We start from the raw sequence: 17,758 nt of genomic DNA, 5'->3' as shown, positions 1-17,758 counted from the left end.
AATTGTGTAACAGTCTAAAACCTATGCTACAAAGGGTTTGTTTCTCCGAAAAACCAGTGTGGAAAGAGGGTATAAAGCGCCATGATTATTAAATTAAACCTGTTTAACAAAAAGTATATAATAAAAAAGCTTTACTTTTGCAAAAATTTTTAGTTAGAATGTCGAAAAATTTAGTAATCGTAGAGTCCCCGGCAAAAGCAAAAACTATTCAGAAATATCTAGGAAAGGATTTTGACGTGAAATCCAGTTTCGGACATATCCGGGATCTTCCTAAAAAAGGAATGGGGATAGACCTTGCCACATTCAGTCCTGATTACGAAGTTTCAGCAGACAAAAAGAAATTGGTAACCGAATTAAAGGCTGCCGTAAAGAAAGCTGATATGGTATGGCTCGCTTCCGATGAGGACCGCGAAGGAGAAGCTATTGCATGGCATCTTGCGGATGAATTGAAACTGAAGCCTGAAAACAGAAAAAGAATTGTTTTCCACGAGATTACCAAAAACGCCATTCTAAAAGCAATCGACAATCCAAGAGATATTGATCAGAACTTAGTAAATGCACAGCAGGCAAGAAGAGTGCTGGACAGAATCGTAGGTTTTGAAATGTCTCCCGTTTTATGGAAAAAAGTAAAACCGGGGCTGTCTGCAGGTAGAGTACAGTCTGTAGCAGTTAGGTTAATTGTTGAAAGAGAAAAAGAAATCCGTGATTTTACACCCAAAGCAAGTTTTAAACTTGACGGAATCTTTTTAAATAAAACAGAGCAGGAAATTGCTGCCAAACTGAAAAAAGACTTTGAAAAGGAAGAAGAAGCAGAGAAATTCCTGGAGCAGGCTAAAACTACAGAATTTAAAGTTCTCAACGTTGAAACCAAGCCAGGTACGCGTTCAGCTTCAGCTCCGTTTACAACCTCTACATTACAGCAGGAAGCTTCCTCAAGACTTGGATATAATGTAACCAATACCATGCGTCTGGCACAGAGACTGTACGAAGAAGGTTTTATTACCTATATGAGAACAGACTCCGTGAACCTTTCCCAGGAAGCTATTGAAGGAGCTAAAAAACAAATCATATCAGAATACGGAGCAGAATATTCTTCTCCGAGAAACTATACTACTAAATCAGCTTCAGCACAGGAAGCTCACGAAGCTATCCGTCCTACAGATTTTGGAGTAAAAACCGTAGCTGATGTACAATTAAACAGATTATATCAATTAATTTACAGACGAACACTGGCTTCTCAGATGGCTAATGCCAAAATTGAAAAGACAGTGATTGAAATAGGAAATGCATCATTGCCACATCACTTTGAAGCACAAGGAGAGGTGATCATATTCGACGGTTTCCTGAAAGCTTACGGAATTGTAAAGACAGAAGAAGAGGATGAGGAAAATAATGACAAGTTGTTACCGAAAGTAAGCGTGGGAGAAGTCTTAAACTATAAAACCATTACTGCTACTGAAAAGTTCACCAGACCAAGTGCAAGATATACTGAAGCCGGATTGGTAAGAAAACTTGAAGAATTAGGGATTGGTAGACCATCTACTTACGCCCCTACAATTCAGACTATTCAGAACAGAGAGTATGTAGATAAAAGAGAAATCGAACCACATACCCGTGAAGTGATTAAAATGTCTTTAACAAAAGATAAGATCAAAAAAGTAGTTCTTGAAGAGAAATTCGGTGGTGATAAAAATAAATTCGTTCCTACAGACATCGGTGAAGTAGTCAATGATTTCTTAACAGATAATTTCAGAGAAATCCTTGATTACGGTTTCACGGCAAGAGTAGAAGAAAGTTTTGACGAAATTGCAAGCGGTGATCAGAAATGGAAAGAGATGATGACCAATTTCTACTCCAAATTCCACCCGAGAATTGAAGATGTAGAAGAAAATGCAGACCGTGCTACCGGAGATAGATTATTAGGAGTAGATCCAAAGACAGGTAAAAACGTTCATGCAAGAATCGGAAGATTCGGAGCGATGATCCAGATTGGAGAAACCGATGATGAGGAGAAACCAATCTTTGCTTCATTAATGACTGGACAGAATATTGCAACCATTACTTTTGAAGAAGCATTGGAGTTATTCAAATTGCCTTTCGATTTAAGTGAAGTTGACGGACAGCCAGTTTCTGTAGGTGTTGGTAGATTTGGACCTTATGTGAAATGGGGCGAAACGTATATCAGTATTCCGAAAGGTGAAGATCCGCTTTCTGTAGATCAGAAACGTGCCGAGGAAATCATCAATGAAAAGAAAATTGCTGATGCTCCTATTGCTACGTATAAAGGAGAACCGGTAACAAAAGGATCTGGCAGATTCGGACCATTTATCAAATACAAAGATATTTTCGTGAATGTTCCAAAAAGATATGATTTTGAAAATCTTTCACAAAGTGATATCAACGAACTGATTGACGCTAAATTGGAGAAAGAAGCCAACCGATATATCCAGCAGTGGGAAAAGGAAAAAATTTCCATAGAAAACGGAAGATGGGGACCTTTCATTAAGTTTGGAAAGGCCATGTTCAAAATTCCGAAAAAAGCAGATGATACAAAATATGAAGCTGAGGAATTAAAAGAACTTTCTTTGGATGAGGTTAAGAAATGGATTACAGATCAGGATCCTAAAGCCTTTGCAGAAAAGAAAAAACCAGCAGCTAAAAAAGCAGCCACTACAAAGAAAACAACTGCTGCAAAAAAACCGGCAGCTAAGAAAAAGTAAATATAAAATAATGATAATAGGCCGTTAACAGATGTTGACGGCTTTTTTTATGAACAAAAAGATCCACGTCTTACTCAGTTCCTGTGTTTTTTGTATGTTTGTTACATCAATCAATTATTACATTTTAAATTAAAATATGGATTTCGAAGACTTTATCATTTCACCAAGAAATTTCAAAACAGAAAGCTGGCAGATAGGAAATCGGATTACAAAAGATATCAGAGAAGACAGTATTGTTCTTTTGTTCGTATCAGACTATAGAGGAGCAGGCGGAGATGCGGAAGTGCAGGATTTTACGGCAGTAAGAAAAGAATTTTACAAGCTTTCACAGATGGACTTCGAAATTCCGGTTGTAGATCTTGGAGATCTGGTGTCCGGGAAATCTGTTCAGGATACCCATTATATCTTACAGGAAGTGCTGTCGGCATGTCATTATAAAAGAGCCATTCCGGTAATTATTGGCGGATCCAATGATTTTGCTTTTTCATTATTTTCAGCATTGAATTTCCATAAGAACAGTATCAATTATACCCAAATCAGTAATATTATCTCCCTTCAGCAAGGAGAGACCATTAATGAACATACTTTTTTAAGCAAAATTTTCGGAGCCAAGAATTTTTCCATTAAAAATTATCATCATCTGGGTTATCAGAAACATCTGAATGAGATGGATTCTGTAAGACTCATCAAAGAAGTGGAGTTTGATATTATCCGACTGGCTGAAATGATGAATTCTACTGAAAAGACAGAGCCTTTCTTCAGAAAAGCAGATTTGGTGACCGTAAATTGTGATGCTATTGAAAGCTTTAGTGAGCCTTTTTCAATGAATCCACAGGTAAATGGTTTGAGCAAAAGAGAAATCTGTGCCTATATGAAGGAAATCGGATTAAGCGAAAATCTTAAGTCTGTTGGTATTTTTAATTATAATATTTATTCTGAAAACCAGCTGAATCATCAGCTTTTAGCACAGATGCTCTGGTATCTGATCGAAGGAATCAATATCCAGTATTCCCATCCGAAAGAAAGACATTACGAGCTGTTTTATGTTTTGATAGATGACAGGCAGTATGCATTCAGACGTGATACTTTCAGTAATTTGTGGTATTTTGGTGATGATGAAAATATAGAAAACTGCATTCCCTGCTCCAGAAAAGATTTTGATGAAGCTAAAAAAGGCTGGCTGAATGCAAGACTGACGAAAATTTAATGTATGACAAATGTTCCCGCAAGAGTATCCATTATTGTTCCCGTCTATAATGTCGAACATTATTTGACAAAATGCCTTGACTCTTTGGTGAAGCAGAGCCTTCCCGATATTGAGGTTCTTGTAGTGAACGATGGAAGTAAAGACAACTCTGAAAAAATTATTAAAGAATTTGCACACAAATATCCTGACAAAATAAAAGCCTTTACCAAAGAAAACGGAGGTCTCAGTGATGCCCGTAATTTTGGGATTGACAGAGCTAACGGAGATTATATTGGTTTTGTAGACAGTGATGATTATGTCTCCGAAACGATGTTTGAGGAAATGCTTCTTTTAGCAGAAAAACACCAGGCAAAAATGGTAATCTGTAATATTCAGAAAGTGGATGAGAACGGGAAGATTATCCAAAAACTGACGCAGCTTCCCAATATGCCGGAGAAGATAGTGCTTGAAAAAAACTTCTCGGTATTTTCTGATATCAGCTATTTTGCATGCAATAAGCTGTTCAAAAAAGAACTTTTTAATCAGAAAAGATTTAAAAAAGGAGTTCATTTTGAAGATATTCAGCTTATTCCACAACTTTTACTGGAATGTGAAATCATTGCTCAGACTCAGAATTTCCATTACCAGTATCTTGAACGTACTGATTCTATTACAAAAACCCACACAGAAAAAGGACTGGATATATTAAAAGCTGTATCTGATGTGGAACAGATATTTAGTAAATCCCCATATTCCCACAAAAATGAAGTGCTGAAAAATTTTCAGATTTTTGAAGGGGCTTATTCATTTTTGGCCTATCTGGCGTATGTGAAAAAAGAAGAAATATTTTATAGTATGTCTGATCAGTTAGTTCTTTTTATGAAGGAAAGACAAATAAAAATTCAAGATATATTGAAGTATAGTCGTTTTGGTAAGAATTATCTTTTATCTTTGCCTTTGAAGAAAAAGATTTTTTATCTGTTGTTTTTTGCAGGACAGAAAAGATTGATAAGAAAGTTGATTTAGTAAACACAAATGTAAGTACTATTGTTTCGGTCAATAGAAAATGATAATGAAGTTCTTGTAAAGTTCTGTATTGTGGTTTTTTATTTAGGAGATACAAGTGCTGAATAAGAAAAGAATGAAAAATTTTGAATTGTTCTTAAGCGGATCGGGAATACCTATTTTCTACGTAAAAATAGGACTAGGCTTCGTGTTCTCCTTTTTAATTACATTCTTCTCTATTCCTACCATTGTCAAGATCTCAAAAAGAAAGAATCTGATGGATGAGCCTGGAATAAGAAGCTCGCACCTTAGAGAAATTCCCAACCTGGGAGGAATTGCCATCTTTTATTCAATAGGAATCTGTGCCTCTATTTTTGCCTATGAATTATTTGATCTCTATAAATTTTTATTTGCCTCATTAATTATCCTTCTCTATGTAGGAGTAATGGATGATATTGTAGTCATGAGGGCTTACAAAAAACTCGTTGCACAAATTGTTGTGTCTTCCCTGATTGTTATTGGATCTGATATCAGAATCAGAAGCTTATTCGGGATCTTTGGAATATATGAGCTGGAGTATTTCGTAAGTGTGATATTCAGTATTGTAACATTTATTATTCTGATTAATGCATTCAACCTGATTGACGGAATAGACGGGCTGGCAGGTGGTTATTCTGTTATCTGTAGTGCTTTATTTGGAATCAGTTATTATCGCTTAGGAGAATATAACTATCCGTTGGTGGTATTATCTGTTGTTATTATTGGGACTGTATTGGCATTTTTGTATTATAATCTGTCTAACTACCGTACCCGCAAAATATTTATGGGCGATACCGGTTCTATGCTCCTGGGCTTTTTGTTAGCTTTTACATCCATTTGTTTTATAGATATTTTTATAGATAAAAAGCTCATAGATGTTCCAAGATATCACCTTCAGTCTGCTCCTGTAGTGGCAGTAGCCATTCTGATTCTTCCGATTGTAGATACTTTAAATGTAATTATGATCAGGCTTTACAACAAAAAATCCCCATTTGATGCCGATAAAAACCATATTCATCATAAACTGCTGAAATTGAACCTTACCCATAGGAGATCAACTTTTTATATTATCCTGTACTACCTGATGATTGTTGGAGTGGCTTATTATTTAAGACATATTAATGTCAATCTTTTATTAGTGGTGATTATTTCAATAGGTTTTTTTGGTGCTTATTTGCCAGATTTGCTATATCGATTAAGAAATAACAAAAATTAACAATTAAATATTACTTTTGTAAACAATATTATATATATATGATGAAAAACTTTAAATATTTATTTTTAATATTCCCTCTTTTAGTTACCTCATGTATTACAACAAAGGATGTAAGATATTTACAGCCAAGTGAGAGTCTTGTAATTAATGAAGAAGGTCTTGTTCCCTATAACATTCCTGTATACAGGATTACTAAAAATGATATCCTTAATCTTAACATTGTAACAACCCCCAAAGGTGATGCTGCACAGTTTTATTCTTCTTACAATTCCTCTGGAGGAAGCGGAACCGGAGCCGGAACTGTAATAAGCCCCGCTATGTCAGGGGGTGGCTCTGTTGGAGGAGGAGTTGGTGCAACCTCTGGAGCAAGCAGAGGTGGAAATATGAATTTTTACTTTAATGGACTCAAGGTAGACTCCAATGGTGATATTAATGTTTTTGGAATCGGCTATGTAAAAGCAGAAGGGAGAACATTAGAGGATATTAGAAAAGAAATTCAGGAAAAAGTAAATGAAAATTTCCAGGAAGGTAAGTCTGAAGTACGTCTGAATACAGACGGTATCACCTATTATATTCTTGGTGATGTGGAAACTACAGGTCTTTCAGGAGAGAAAGTAGCTCATAAAAATACCCTTACCATTACTGAAGCTTTAGCTATCAATGGAGGGCTGAACAGAACGATCGACAAAAAAGAGATCGTTATTCACAGAAAACTTCCGGAAGGAATCAAAATTGCCAAAATAGATCTTACCCGGGAAGATCTTATGAACTCTCCTTTCTATTATGTTCAGAATGGTGATGAGATCTATCTGAATACAAGAGCAAAAAGCTTGAATGGTTTCGGAAAAGATCCTATTCAGACTTTAACAACAGGAGTTTCGGTCATTACTACAGCATTGTCTATTTATTTACTTCTTAAAAATCTTTAGTCATGATTCCAGAAAGAGTAACCGCTGCAGAGAAGAATAATTCTCAGAAAGAAAAGTATGGGTCATTTGCATTATTTGATTTAGAGCACTTTTTAAGAAGGATTCTTAAGAACTGGTATTGGTTTGTATTTATGTTTTTTATCGGCTATGCACTGGCATGGGGATACAGTCATTACTATGCACAAAATATTTATGCATCAGACCTGTCATTAAGTACTTCCAGTAAAGGAGCTGAGTTTTTACCAACACAGGCTAATCAATCTATCAACTTCATTTGGGGAGATACCGGAAATCAGGATGGGCTTTATCTGAAGAAAATGCTTTTATCCAGATCGCATAACGAATTTTTGGTAAAAGAACTTGACCTTTTTGTTAATTATTCTACTAAAGGACTGATAAAATCTACCTATCTGGATAAAGATGACTCACCTGTCTTTCTTCAGATCGATAAAAAACATCTTCAGCAGATTAATTATCCTATTACCCTGATACCCAAAGGAGATGGAGCCTATCAAGTAGTTTTACCCGAAGAAGGAGAATCTACCAACTTATATAATTATGAGATTGAAGGCTTCCAGAGTATCAGCGCATATAGCAGACCCGCTGATAAAATCATTAAAATCAATGAGTGGTACAATTCTCCAAACCTGAGATTCAGACTGGTTAGAAATCCTGTTCCCACTAAAATCAAGTTGGATAATATCATTGTAAACCTGAACTCAGTAAATGAGAGTGTAAATGAAATTGTCTCTACTACAGGTGTTGACTTTGATAAAGAGATCAGATCGATTATGATTATTACCAAAAAAGGATATAATCTTAATAGTACAGTTAATTTCCTTAATAAATCTGTTGCAGAATTACAAAAAAAGAGATTGGCTGATAAAAATATAGTTAATAAAAACACAGACATCTTTTTAAAAGAAAATCTGGATAATATCCGTAAAAAGCTTGATTCAAGTGCGAATGTGCTGAATTATTTAAAAACCTCAGAAAAACTCTATAATATTAAAGACAGAGATGAAAAATCTCTTGAGAAAATAAAAGAGTTGGAAGCTAAAAAAGCAGATATCATAAGCAAAATCAACTCACTTAACAATATAAAAAACACGCTGCAGTCTCAGAATTTTGATAAAATGATTGGAACCAATGCTGCAGGTTTTGAAGATGGCGTATTCTCAGCAACAGTTTCTGAACTGAAAGCTCTGTATACCAAAAAAGCAGAAATGGCTTCTATTTATAAGCCTTCATCAGAGCCGATGAGAGAAATCAACAGACTTATTGATGAAGCAAGAATGGGATCATCAAATAGCTTAAGAGGATACTATAGCAGATATTATGATGAGATCAACAAAATTGATCGTGATATTTCAGGTGCCAACTCAGATTTAGCATCTTATCCTGAAAAAGAAAGAAGATATCTGGATGCAGAGAGAGGATATAATATGATTGAGGCTACTTATAATAGTCTTCTCGGAAGACAGAGTGATACTAAGATGAGAATGGCTACCAATCAATCTGATATTACAGTAATTGACCCTGCTAAAAACCTGGGGCAAAGAGCAATCGGACCTAATGTAAAGTTGGCCAAGACTGCCATTATCTCCGGATTACTGCTGCTTCCATTACTGTTTATCTTTATAGGTGAAGTATTGGATAGTAAAATAAGAAATATTAAAGAGCTTTTAAGTGCTACGAAAATTCCGCTTCTCGGAGTAATAGGAAATAACAGCAATGAAAATATGCTTACCGTCCTGGAGCAGCCAAAATCATCCGTATCTGAGGCATTCAGGGGAATAAGAGCAAATATGAGATTCTTAATGGATAATGAAAGTGGAAAAGGTAAAGTTATTTTGATTACATCATCCATTGGAGGAGAAGGGAAAACTTATATTTCTATCAATCTGGCATCTGTAATAGGATTAAGTGATAAGAAAACAATCTTATTAGGAATGGATCTTAGAAAACCAAAAATTTTTGGAGACTTTAAGATTGATAATAAATATGGTATCTCAAATTATCTTACAGGAGAAGTTGATATCGACCAGATTATTAACAAGACCAAGATCCCTAATCTTGATGTTGCCACTTCAGGTCCTATCCCGCCAAACCCGTCTGAACTTTTAATGAGCCAGAGAAATATCAGATTTATAGAAGAACTTAAAGAAAAATATGATTTCATTATTATAGATTCTCCACCTGTAGGTCTTGTAGCTGACTCATATGAGCTTATGAAGCATTCTGACGCTAATATTTATGTAGTGCGTCATGAATACACAGAAAAGTATATGCTGAAAATGATTACTGAAAAGTATCATAATGATGAAGTTAATAATTTGGGACTTGTTTATAACGACTATAATACTAAACAAGGCTACGGATATGGCTACGGCTACGGTTATGGATATGGCTATGGTTACGGATATTTTGATGAAGATAAAAATTATAAAGAGCCATTACTGATAAGGATCAGAAATAAAGTACAGGTATTATTCAATAAAAAATAAAGCATTAAACCCTCATTTAATGGGGGTTTTTTCATATTTAAAGTATTTTCATTCTATGAAAAAAAGAATATTTTTGCCACTTTGCCGTTTACTTTATAACAAATTATGTTTTTTTGTTTATTTTTAACTAAACATTAAGATTATCATTAATATAAAAATGTTTTATATTTGCAAAAATTAAATTTTAAAATAACCATAAATCCATATTCTTTTATGAATAAAAAATTATTGTTTAGCTTCCTTGCTTTCCTTGGAATGGTAAGTGTTAAAGCACAAAGAAACGAATTGGGAGTTCGTCTAGGTATGAGTAACCTAGTGGGAGATGTAGGAAGGACAAATTATATTTTACAGAAGCCGTTGGATTTAAGCAGAGCGTCAGATTGGGGCGTGCCATTTTATGGTGGTTTATTATACAGATTTAATTTTAACCCGCATCAGACTGTCAGATTGGATTTAGGATACAACCAGATCCAGTTCAGTGATAAAGCGGCAAAGGAAGATTATAGAAGAAATAGAAACTCATACGGAAAAAATAATGTGTATGAGGCGAGTTTAATGTTTGAATATAACTTTTTCCCGGTAAATAATGAGCAGATCAGCATGCTGAGCCCTTACATCTTCGGAGGTATTGGTGCTTTGATGTTTGATGCTCCGAAAGCTACTTTGGTGAATGATTTCAGAAGAGATGCTGATGGGGTAGCACTGGCTCCGATTAATGAATTGGATTTTACCACTACCACAGATTATTCACTAGGGAAAAAAGTAACAATGCATATTCCTTTTGGAGTGGGTTTGAAGTATAAGTTCAACCATTCCTGGGCTATATTTGCAGAAGCTACATTCAGATATACATTGACGGATCAGTTGGATCATAGCAAGATCCTTTCCAAAGATGTAAAAACTTCTTTTAATGCTGATATTTTGGACCCTGCTACAGGTGGTTCATTATTACAGTCAGGAAATTATTATGCGGTTTCTAAAGAAAGAGAAGCAGAGTTTATTAAAAAGAGAAATATTGGAGATGGAAGATCCAACGACTGGATAAATACGTTCAGTTTAGGACTTACATATTCGTTCGGAAGACCTCCATGTTATTGTGAATAATATGTCGTTGATTAAAGAAAAAATAAATTCTGAGAATTTACCAAAACACGTAGCCATCATTATGGATGGTAATGGGAGATGGGCAAAATCTCGTGGCGAAGAAAGAACTTTCGGTCACAAAAATGCCATTAATGCAGTAAGAAATGCTATTAATGCTTGTAATGAGATTAATATCCCCTACTTAACATTGTATACATTCTCTTCAGAAAACTGGAATCGTCCAAGCGAAGAAGTGAATACCCTTATGAATCTGTTGGTAGAAACCTTGCTGCTGGAAGCAGAAGAAATCTTCAGCAAAGGACTGAGAATGCATGTTATAGGGAATCTTGAAAAATTGCCGGTATTAGTAAAAGAGCAGTTGGAACGTGTGGTAGAACTCACAAAAGAAAACACAAAAGGAAACCTTGTATTGGCTATTAGCTATGGCTCGCAAAATGAAATACTGGAAGCCGTAAAAAATATAAGTTCTGATGTAAAAGAAGGAAAAGTAGAGATAGAAAACATAAACGAAAGTTTATTTGAAAACTATCTTTACACAAAAGATTTTCCTCCTGTAGATTTACTGATCAGAACCAGCGGCGAAATAAGGATAAGCAACTTCCTGCTTTGGCAGATTGCTTATGCAGAATTACAGTTTTTAAATGTTCTGTGGCCGGATTTCACCAAAGATATTTTCTTTCAATGTATTGTTGATTATCAAAACAAAGAAAGAAGATATGGCTTAACCGGCGAACAGGTAAAAGGCCAATAAAATTTTAAGAAAAGAAAGACTCGATAAAATGAAGTTTAGACTATTACCCATCATTATGTTTGCTGCTTCTGCACATTTTTATGGACAAGTAACTCCACAAGACAGCACAAAAGTAAATAATGCTGTACACGCAGAAAATGAGGCAGGAACTTATACTCTTAAAGACATCGTTGTAGATGGGGTAAAAAAATATACACCAGCTCAGATCTTAAGATTTACGGGCCTTACAAAAGGAGAAAGTGTAGACATTCCAGGACAGAAAATCAGCAATGCTGTAAAAAAACTTTGGGATACCCAATCTTTTTCTGAAGTGGAAGTTTATGTTCAAAGCATTGAAGGACAGACGATCGTTCTGAAATTTCACCTGCAGGATCTGAAAGAACTTGGAGAAGTTAAATTTTCAGGAAAAGGAATCGGTAAATCTAAAAGTGAAAAACTGGCAAAGGATAACAACCTTAAACCAGGAACTAAGATTACTCAGAACTTAGTTTCAAGCCTTAAAACTCATGTCCCTAAAGACTACATCAAAAAAGGTTTTGCTGATGCTAAAATTACGATCCAGGATAAAGTAAATGCAGGAGACCCTGCTTTGGTAGACTGGACAATTAATGTAGATAAGGGTAAAAGAATTAAAATTGACCATATTGAATTTGAAGGAAACGATAATGTAACCGACAGAAAACTTAGAAATAAAGCTTTCAAAGAAACGAAACAAAAACGTTTCGGTATCGGTGGAATATTGAAATCCTCAAAATTCATTGAAGATAAATATCAGGAAGACAAGCAGAGTCTTATCAGTTATTACAACTCCCTTGGATACAGAGACGCTAAAATTGTTTCAGATTCAGTATGGAGAAACAAAAGAAATAACTACGAAATCAATGTAAAACTTAGTGAGGGTAAAAAATATTATATCGGAGATGTTACATTCACGGGTAATACGGTATACTCTACAGAATATTTACAGAGATTGTTAGGATATAAGAAAGGTGATATTTACGATGCTGTAGGTTTCAACAAAAAAGTTGGTGAAGACGGAGGTAAAGAGGATGATTCAGATATTAAATCTGTTTACATGAATAACGGTTACCTTTTCTCTAACGTAACACCGGTTGAAAAGTCAGTGTCTGGTGATGCCGTAAACCTTGAAGTTAGAATTAATGAAGGAGAACAGGCAACCTGGAATAAAGTAACATGGCAGGGGAATGTTACAACCCATGACCACGTAATTCTTAGAGCACTGAGAACAAAACCGGGAGAGCTATTCAAGAAAACAGAAATTAAGAGAACCTATTTTGATTTAGCAGGGATGTCATTCTTTGACCCTCAGCAAATCGGACAGGATATTCAGCCAAATCAGGTGGATAATACCGTAGATATCAACTGGAAACTTGTAGAAAAAGGATCGTCTCAGGTTCAGCTACAGGCAGGTTACGGTGGTAACAGTTTCATCGGTACTTTAGGATTAACATTTAATAACTTCTCATTAAAGAATTTCCTTAAGTTTAAAGATTTCAAACCAGTACCTCAGGGAGACGGACAAACGTTCTCTGTTCAGGTACAGGCAGGACAGTACTTCCAGAACTATGGAGTGTCATTCACAGAACCTTGGTTATTTGGTACAAGACCAACCGCCCTTTCTGTAAGTTTGAACAACTCAAGAGTAAGATATACAGATCAATATGGGGATGCTCAGAAATTGAATATCTTCTCGGCTTCAGTAGGTCTGAACAGACTATTAAACTGGCCGGATGACTATTTCTCCCTGTATACTGGTTTACAGTTCCAGAAGTACGACTTCAAAAACTATCCATTCCAGTTTGGGGAATCTACAGAAAATAATGGTACTGCCAATAACTTCAGTATCAACTTAGGTCTGAGCAGAAACTCAGCGGGTATTGACCCGATTTTCCCAACTATGGGATCCAATGTTGAGCTATCCGCAAAACTGACTCCTCCGTACTCATTATTTAAGAAGAAAGATTACTCTACAATGTCAGCCATTGACAAATATAAGTGGATGGAATTCTATAAAATCAAGTTTAAAGCAGATGTTTACAATGAAATCATTGGAAAACTTGTCTTGAGATCTTCTGCAGAAATGGGATTCATGGACGGATACAACAGCCAGTTGGGAGCTCCGCCATTTGAAAGATTCTATATGGGAGGTACAGGTCTTTTCGGAGGTCGATATGACGGTAGAGAATTGATCCCTTTAAGAGGTTATGAAAATGCCACTACAGAAGGAGGTCAGGCAGAAGATATTACACAGAAAGGAGGAGGTACAATCTATAACAGATTTACGTTGGAACTAAGATACCCGATCTCAATGAGCCAGACTGCAAAAATTTACGCATTGACATTTGCTGAAGGAGGTAACGTATGGAATTCATGGAGTTCTTACAGCCCATTCCAGTTGAAAAGATCAGTCGGAATTGGTGTAAGAGTTTATATGGGAGCATTTGGATTGATCGGATTCGACTTTGCACTAGGTCTTGATAAGACAATCTCAGGTGATAAGTCTGGATGGAGAAACCACTTCTTGATGAACCAAACATTATAATTACAAATATGAAGCACTTTAAAATAATTTTCACATTCGCATTCCTCTTACTTTTCGGGTTGAACAATGCCCAGAAAATAGGAGTAGTGGATACTAATGAAATTTTAAATAAATTACCTCAGTATAAAGAAGCTGAAGCAAGATTGAATTCTCAGATTGATACCTGGGAATCTGAACTTCAAAGCCTCCAGACTGAATTTGAAAGAAAAAAAGCTGCTTTTGAAAGTGAAAAAGTTTTATTGATAGGTGACCAGCTTAAACTTAGAGAAAAGGAAGTTACCGATCTTGATAAAAATATTAAAACAACAACAAGCTTACGTTTTGGAGCCAATGGTGAAATTACAAAACTGAGAACAAATCTGGTTCAGCCTTTTCAGGATCAGATCTGGGGAGCCATCAAAACAATGTCCGAAAAAAATGGCTTGGGCATAGTTCTTGATAAAAGCAATAACATTAGTGTTATTTTCCTTCAGTCTAAATATGACTACACTGAAAAAGTATTGTCTATTCTATTAAAAGGAACAGATAAGAAGGAAAAAACAAATAGCAAAGGCAAAAAATAATTAAAGAATTAACTTTTGCTATATTTTTAAATCTAAAAACAAATTAAATTATTTATTTACCAGTTATGAAAAAATTAAGTGTATTATTTGCAGCAGTAATGATGGTTGTATCTGTAGGTATGGCAAAAGCTCAAAAAATTGCTACTTTAGATGTAATGGGAGTTCTTAACGCAATGCCGGAGAAAAAGAAAGCAGATGCTGATCTTAAAACATTCTTAGATACTAAACAAGCTGAGATTAAGAAAAAAGCTGACGCAGCTCAAACTAAATATCAGCAATACCAAACTGAAGCTCCTAAGAAAACAGCTGACGAAAACACAGCAAGAGAAGCAGAAATGAAAAAATTAGCTGAAGAAATTCAGCAAATGCAGGAAAAAGCTCAAAAAGACCTACAAGGTAAGCAAGACTTAGCTTTCGCTCCTATTGAGAAAAAACTTAATGATGCAGTAGAAAAAGTAGCTAAAGCTAATGGATATGATTATATTATGGATGCCAACTCAACAGCATTCCTTTATAAAGCAGGACCAGACGCAACTGCAGCTGTGAAGAAAGAATTAGGAATTCAATAATTTCAGCAAATTAACAAAGATTTATAAAACTAACCACCTCTTTTAGAGGTGGTTTTTTTATTTTTGCGGAATGGAAAAAGAAGTATCAACTACGGTTAAAGTTAGGTTTAGTGACTGTGATCCAATCGGACATTTGAATAATGTAAAATATCTTGAGTATATGTTCAATGCCAGAGAAGATCACGTAGAAACATTTTATGGATTTACCTATGAAGAATATACCAAAAAAACCGGCTGTACCTGGATTGCTATTCAAAATGAAATAGCCTATCTGAAAGAAGTAAGATATAATACGCAGGTAGTAATTAGCAGCAAGACCATCGATGTGCAGGATAGAACGGCAAAAGTCGAAATTCTGATGAAAAGCCTTGATGAAAAAACAATTCACGCTGTACTTTGGGTGACCGTTATTTATTTTAATGTTAAAACAAGAAAATCCGAAGTTCACCCGGAAGATATCAAAGAGATTTTTGATAAATTTTATGTAGACCTTATCCAGAAAGACTTCCAGTCCAGAGTGAAGTTCTTAAGATCTCAGAATGCCAAGAACTCGTAGCCTTATTTCTTATGGAAGGTTTCAATTTAAAAATTAATAATAAATAAATGAAAAAAATAGCAGTAATAGGTAGTAACGGACAATTGGGAAACTGCATAAAGAAAATTGCCCCGGATTTTGAACATCTATATGAATTCTTATTTACAGACTCATCCACTTTAGATATTACCAATGAAGAGCAGGTGAATGATTTCTTTTATGATAACAAACCTGATTATTGCATCAATGCCTCCGCATACACTGCAGTTGATCTCGCAGAAAAGGAAAAAGAAAAAGCCTTTGCCGTTAATGCTGATGGAGTAGCTCACCTGGCTCAGGCATGTGCAGATTTTAAATCTGTTCTGATCCATGTTTCTACAGACTACGTTTTTGATGGTACCACAAATCTTCCTTACTCTGAAGATGATTTTACCAATCCTGTAGGTGTATATGGAGCATCAAAAAGAGAAGGAGAAGAACGTGCTCTGGAAATCAATCCAAAAACAATCATTCTGAGAACTTCATGGTTGTATTCCGAATTTAATAAAAACTTTGTGAAAACAATGTTAAACCTTTTCTCCCAAAAAGAAGAGTTGGGAATCGTTGCTGATCAGTTTGGACAACCTACTAATGCAAACGATTTGGCAGAAGCGATTATGAAGATTATCAGAGCACCACACAAAACCTATGGAATCTTCCACTTCTCAAACTATCCGGAGACAACCTGGTTTGAATTTGCTAAAAAAATTGCTGAATTTTCAAAGGCATCTATAAAATTAAATCCATTAACGACTGAACAGTATCCAACTCCAGCCAAAAGACCGGTAAGAAGTACCATGTCTTTAGATAAAATAGAAGAAGTTTATAAAATAGAACCCAAACATTGGGAAAACAGTCTTGAAGAATGTGTTGATATCCTTTCACACTAATACTATTATATATATGAAGAATATAGCAATCCTCTTTTCCATATTATGTATCCAGTTTTGGAGTGCGCAGAATGTTTATATGACGAGAGTTGAAAAAACAAATGATAACCCAGATAAATTCTTATTCAGAAAAGAAGCTGCTGCAGATGCTATTTATTTAGGAGAAGTAGAAGTACAGGGTTTTTCAAAAGATGATGCACTCGTATTTTCCCTGGTATATAAAAAAGCAAAAGAGATTGGTGCCAATACATTTGAATTAAAACCTTTCGAAAATGTTGATGGTACCCCTCAGCCATTCAATGCTGCCAATTATAAAATCGCCTTGTATTATACACCCAAAGAAAAATTAGCTGTTAAACATGGAGAGATGTATATATTTGCCTCTTCTGATAAAGAGCAGAAAATAAGTATCAACCGTAAAGATTATACTGTCGCTCCAAGATCTTTTTTAAAATTAAAAGTTATTCCAGAAGAAGTTTATACAATTTCAACCAGAAAACTATTAGGTTCTACAGTAAAAATTCAGCCTAAAGCTGATGACGATAATGTTTACTTCCAGATTTCATCTTTAAAAGTAAAGCCGGATAACTCCGGAGTAGGAGGTTTAAACCTTAAATCAGGAGATATTATTGGTCTGGAAAAGTCATATGCTGAATTCTTAAGCACTATCTATACAGAAATCAAACTATAAAAACCAGCTATAATAAGTGTATTGTTGGTTTTGACTTAAATAAATTCTAATTTTAGAAATTTTGTTTAAAATTTTTCACTCTGCTACCCAGCCCTTTAAGGCTTAATATTACAAAACGGTAAAATTTATGTTACATAAAGTTGCGTGGTGTGTATGAAGTTTCTATCTTTGCCCCACTGAAAAACGAAAGGATATCAGTAGCGCAGAAGAGCCTTTAGTTAGGCAGAAACAATATTACTTCAATAAGAAACGGACGAAAAAAACTTTAAAACTTTTTGTAAAAAAAAGTTGCCGGTTAAAAAAGAGTTTGTATCTTTGCAGTCCCAATTAGAGGGAGCGCAGGAGTAGAGAGATTGAGGGTTTGAGAAGGATTAAGGTTACTTAAAAAACTTTAAAATTTTCTTCAAAAACATTTGGTCATTAAGAAATAAAGTTTTACTTTTGCACTCGC

The 17,758-nt window shown here is 35.1% G+C and carries 14 protein-coding genes; all 14 read left to right on the top strand.

What is annotated here, in order from left to right; genetic code table 11:
- The first annotated feature begins 158 nt into the window (after positions 1-158).
- The 14 genes from topA to FB551_RS20835 all read left to right on the top strand — a co-directional run bounded on the left by topA (position 159) and on the right by FB551_RS20835 (position 17,307).
- Positions 159-2,720, top strand: coding sequence for a type I DNA topoisomerase (gene topA / locus FB551_RS20900; protein WP_142018809.1), 2,562 nt, complete (start codon positions 159-161; stop codon positions 2,718-2,720).
- Between the two features lie 136 nt (positions 2,721-2,856).
- Complete coding sequence (locus FB551_RS20895; protein ID WP_142018808.1) at positions 2,857-3,927, top strand: formimidoylglutamase; 1,071 nt, start codon at positions 2,857-2,859, stop codon at positions 3,925-3,927.
- 3 nt (positions 3,928-3,930) lie between these two features.
- Entirely contained in the window at positions 3,931-4,932 is a 1,002-nt protein-coding gene (locus tag FB551_RS20890) for a glycosyltransferase family 2 protein (protein ID WP_142018807.1), read from the top strand.
- Positions 4,933-5,047: 115 nt separating this feature from the next.
- Positions 5,048-6,166: a glycosyltransferase family 4 protein gene (locus tag FB551_RS20885; RefSeq protein ID WP_142018806.1), complete on the top strand. Its 1,119-nt coding sequence runs from the start codon at positions 5,048-5,050 to the stop codon at positions 6,164-6,166.
- Between the two features lie 38 nt (positions 6,167-6,204).
- Complete coding sequence (locus FB551_RS20880) at positions 6,205-7,095, top strand: polysaccharide biosynthesis/export family protein (protein ID WP_047429020.1); 891 nt, start codon at positions 6,205-6,207, stop codon at positions 7,093-7,095.
- A 2-nt stretch (positions 7,096-7,097) separates the two neighbouring features.
- Positions 7,098-9,602, top strand: a complete 2,505-nt coding sequence (locus FB551_RS20875) for a polysaccharide biosynthesis tyrosine autokinase (protein WP_047429022.1) — start codon at positions 7,098-7,100, stop codon at positions 9,600-9,602.
- Between the two features lie 213 nt (positions 9,603-9,815).
- Entirely contained in the window at positions 9,816-10,706 is an 891-nt protein-coding gene (gene porG / locus FB551_RS20870; protein WP_047429025.1) for a type IX secretion system protein PorG, read from the top strand.
- A gap of 1 nt (position 10,707) precedes the next feature.
- A complete protein-coding gene (locus FB551_RS20865) occupies positions 10,708-11,457 on the top strand; it encodes an isoprenyl transferase (RefSeq protein WP_047429027.1) in 750 nt (249 codons plus the stop codon).
- Positions 11,458-11,485: 28 nt separating this feature from the next.
- Complete coding sequence (bamA, locus tag FB551_RS20860) at positions 11,486-14,020, top strand: outer membrane protein assembly factor BamA (protein WP_047429029.1); 2,535 nt, start codon at positions 11,486-11,488, stop codon at positions 14,018-14,020.
- An 8-nt stretch (positions 14,021-14,028) separates the two neighbouring features.
- Positions 14,029-14,583: an OmpH family outer membrane protein gene (locus FB551_RS20855; RefSeq protein WP_047429065.1), complete on the top strand. Its 555-nt coding sequence runs from the start codon at positions 14,029-14,031 to the stop codon at positions 14,581-14,583.
- A 65-nt stretch (positions 14,584-14,648) separates the two neighbouring features.
- Positions 14,649-15,152, top strand: a complete 504-nt coding sequence (locus tag FB551_RS20850; protein WP_047429031.1) for an OmpH family outer membrane protein — start codon at positions 14,649-14,651, stop codon at positions 15,150-15,152.
- Positions 15,153-15,222: 70 nt separating this feature from the next.
- Positions 15,223-15,708, top strand: a complete 486-nt coding sequence (locus FB551_RS20845) for an acyl-CoA thioesterase (protein WP_047429032.1) — start codon at positions 15,223-15,225, stop codon at positions 15,706-15,708.
- Between the two features lie 47 nt (positions 15,709-15,755).
- Positions 15,756-16,616, top strand: a complete 861-nt coding sequence (rfbD, locus tag FB551_RS20840) for a dTDP-4-dehydrorhamnose reductase (RefSeq protein ID WP_142018805.1) — start codon at positions 15,756-15,758, stop codon at positions 16,614-16,616.
- A 13-nt stretch (positions 16,617-16,629) separates the two neighbouring features.
- A complete protein-coding gene (locus FB551_RS20835) occupies positions 16,630-17,307 on the top strand; it encodes a hypothetical protein (RefSeq protein ID WP_142018804.1) in 678 nt (225 codons plus the stop codon).
- Positions 17,308-17,758: the final 451 nt, after the last annotated feature.

Origin of the sequence: Chryseobacterium aquifrigidense, from assembly GCF_006716485.1 — a bacterium.
GTDB classification, from domain to species: domain Bacteria; phylum Bacteroidota; class Bacteroidia; order Flavobacteriales; family Weeksellaceae; genus Chryseobacterium; species Chryseobacterium vietnamense.
This window is presented reverse-complemented; position numbering and strand designations above follow the sequence as displayed.

What these genes read in the sequence shown, in the direction of transcription:
- topA (WP_142018809.1), top strand. Translation starts at nt 159, where the DNA reads ATGTCGAAAAATTTAGTAATCGTAGAGTCCCCGGCAAAAGCAAAAACT.
- FB551_RS20895 (WP_142018808.1), top strand. Translation starts at nt 2,857, where the DNA reads ATGGATTTCGAAGACTTTATCATTTCACCAAGAAATTTCAAAACAGAA.
- FB551_RS20890 (WP_142018807.1), top strand. Translation starts at nt 3,931, where the DNA reads ATGACAAATGTTCCCGCAAGAGTATCCATTATTGTTCCCGTCTATAAT.
- FB551_RS20885 (WP_142018806.1), top strand. Translation starts at nt 5,048, where the DNA reads ATGAAAAATTTTGAATTGTTCTTAAGCGGATCGGGAATACCTATTTTC.
- FB551_RS20880 (WP_047429020.1), top strand. Translation starts at nt 6,205, where the DNA reads ATGATGAAAAACTTTAAATATTTATTTTTAATATTCCCTCTTTTAGTT.
- FB551_RS20875 (WP_047429022.1), top strand. Translation starts at nt 7,098, where the DNA reads ATGATTCCAGAAAGAGTAACCGCTGCAGAGAAGAATAATTCTCAGAAA.
- porG (WP_047429025.1), top strand. Translation starts at nt 9,816, where the DNA reads ATGAATAAAAAATTATTGTTTAGCTTCCTTGCTTTCCTTGGAATGGTA.
- FB551_RS20865 (WP_047429027.1), top strand. Translation starts at nt 10,708, where the DNA reads ATGTCGTTGATTAAAGAAAAAATAAATTCTGAGAATTTACCAAAACAC.
- bamA (WP_047429029.1), top strand. Translation starts at nt 11,486, where the DNA reads ATGAAGTTTAGACTATTACCCATCATTATGTTTGCTGCTTCTGCACAT.
- FB551_RS20855 (WP_047429065.1), top strand. Translation starts at nt 14,029, where the DNA reads ATGAAGCACTTTAAAATAATTTTCACATTCGCATTCCTCTTACTTTTC.
- FB551_RS20850 (WP_047429031.1), top strand. Translation starts at nt 14,649, where the DNA reads ATGAAAAAATTAAGTGTATTATTTGCAGCAGTAATGATGGTTGTATCT.
- FB551_RS20845 (WP_047429032.1), top strand. Translation starts at nt 15,223, where the DNA reads ATGGAAAAAGAAGTATCAACTACGGTTAAAGTTAGGTTTAGTGACTGT.
- rfbD (WP_142018805.1), top strand. Translation starts at nt 15,756, where the DNA reads ATGAAAAAAATAGCAGTAATAGGTAGTAACGGACAATTGGGAAACTGC.
- FB551_RS20835 (WP_142018804.1), top strand. Translation starts at nt 16,630, where the DNA reads ATGAAGAATATAGCAATCCTCTTTTCCATATTATGTATCCAGTTTTGG.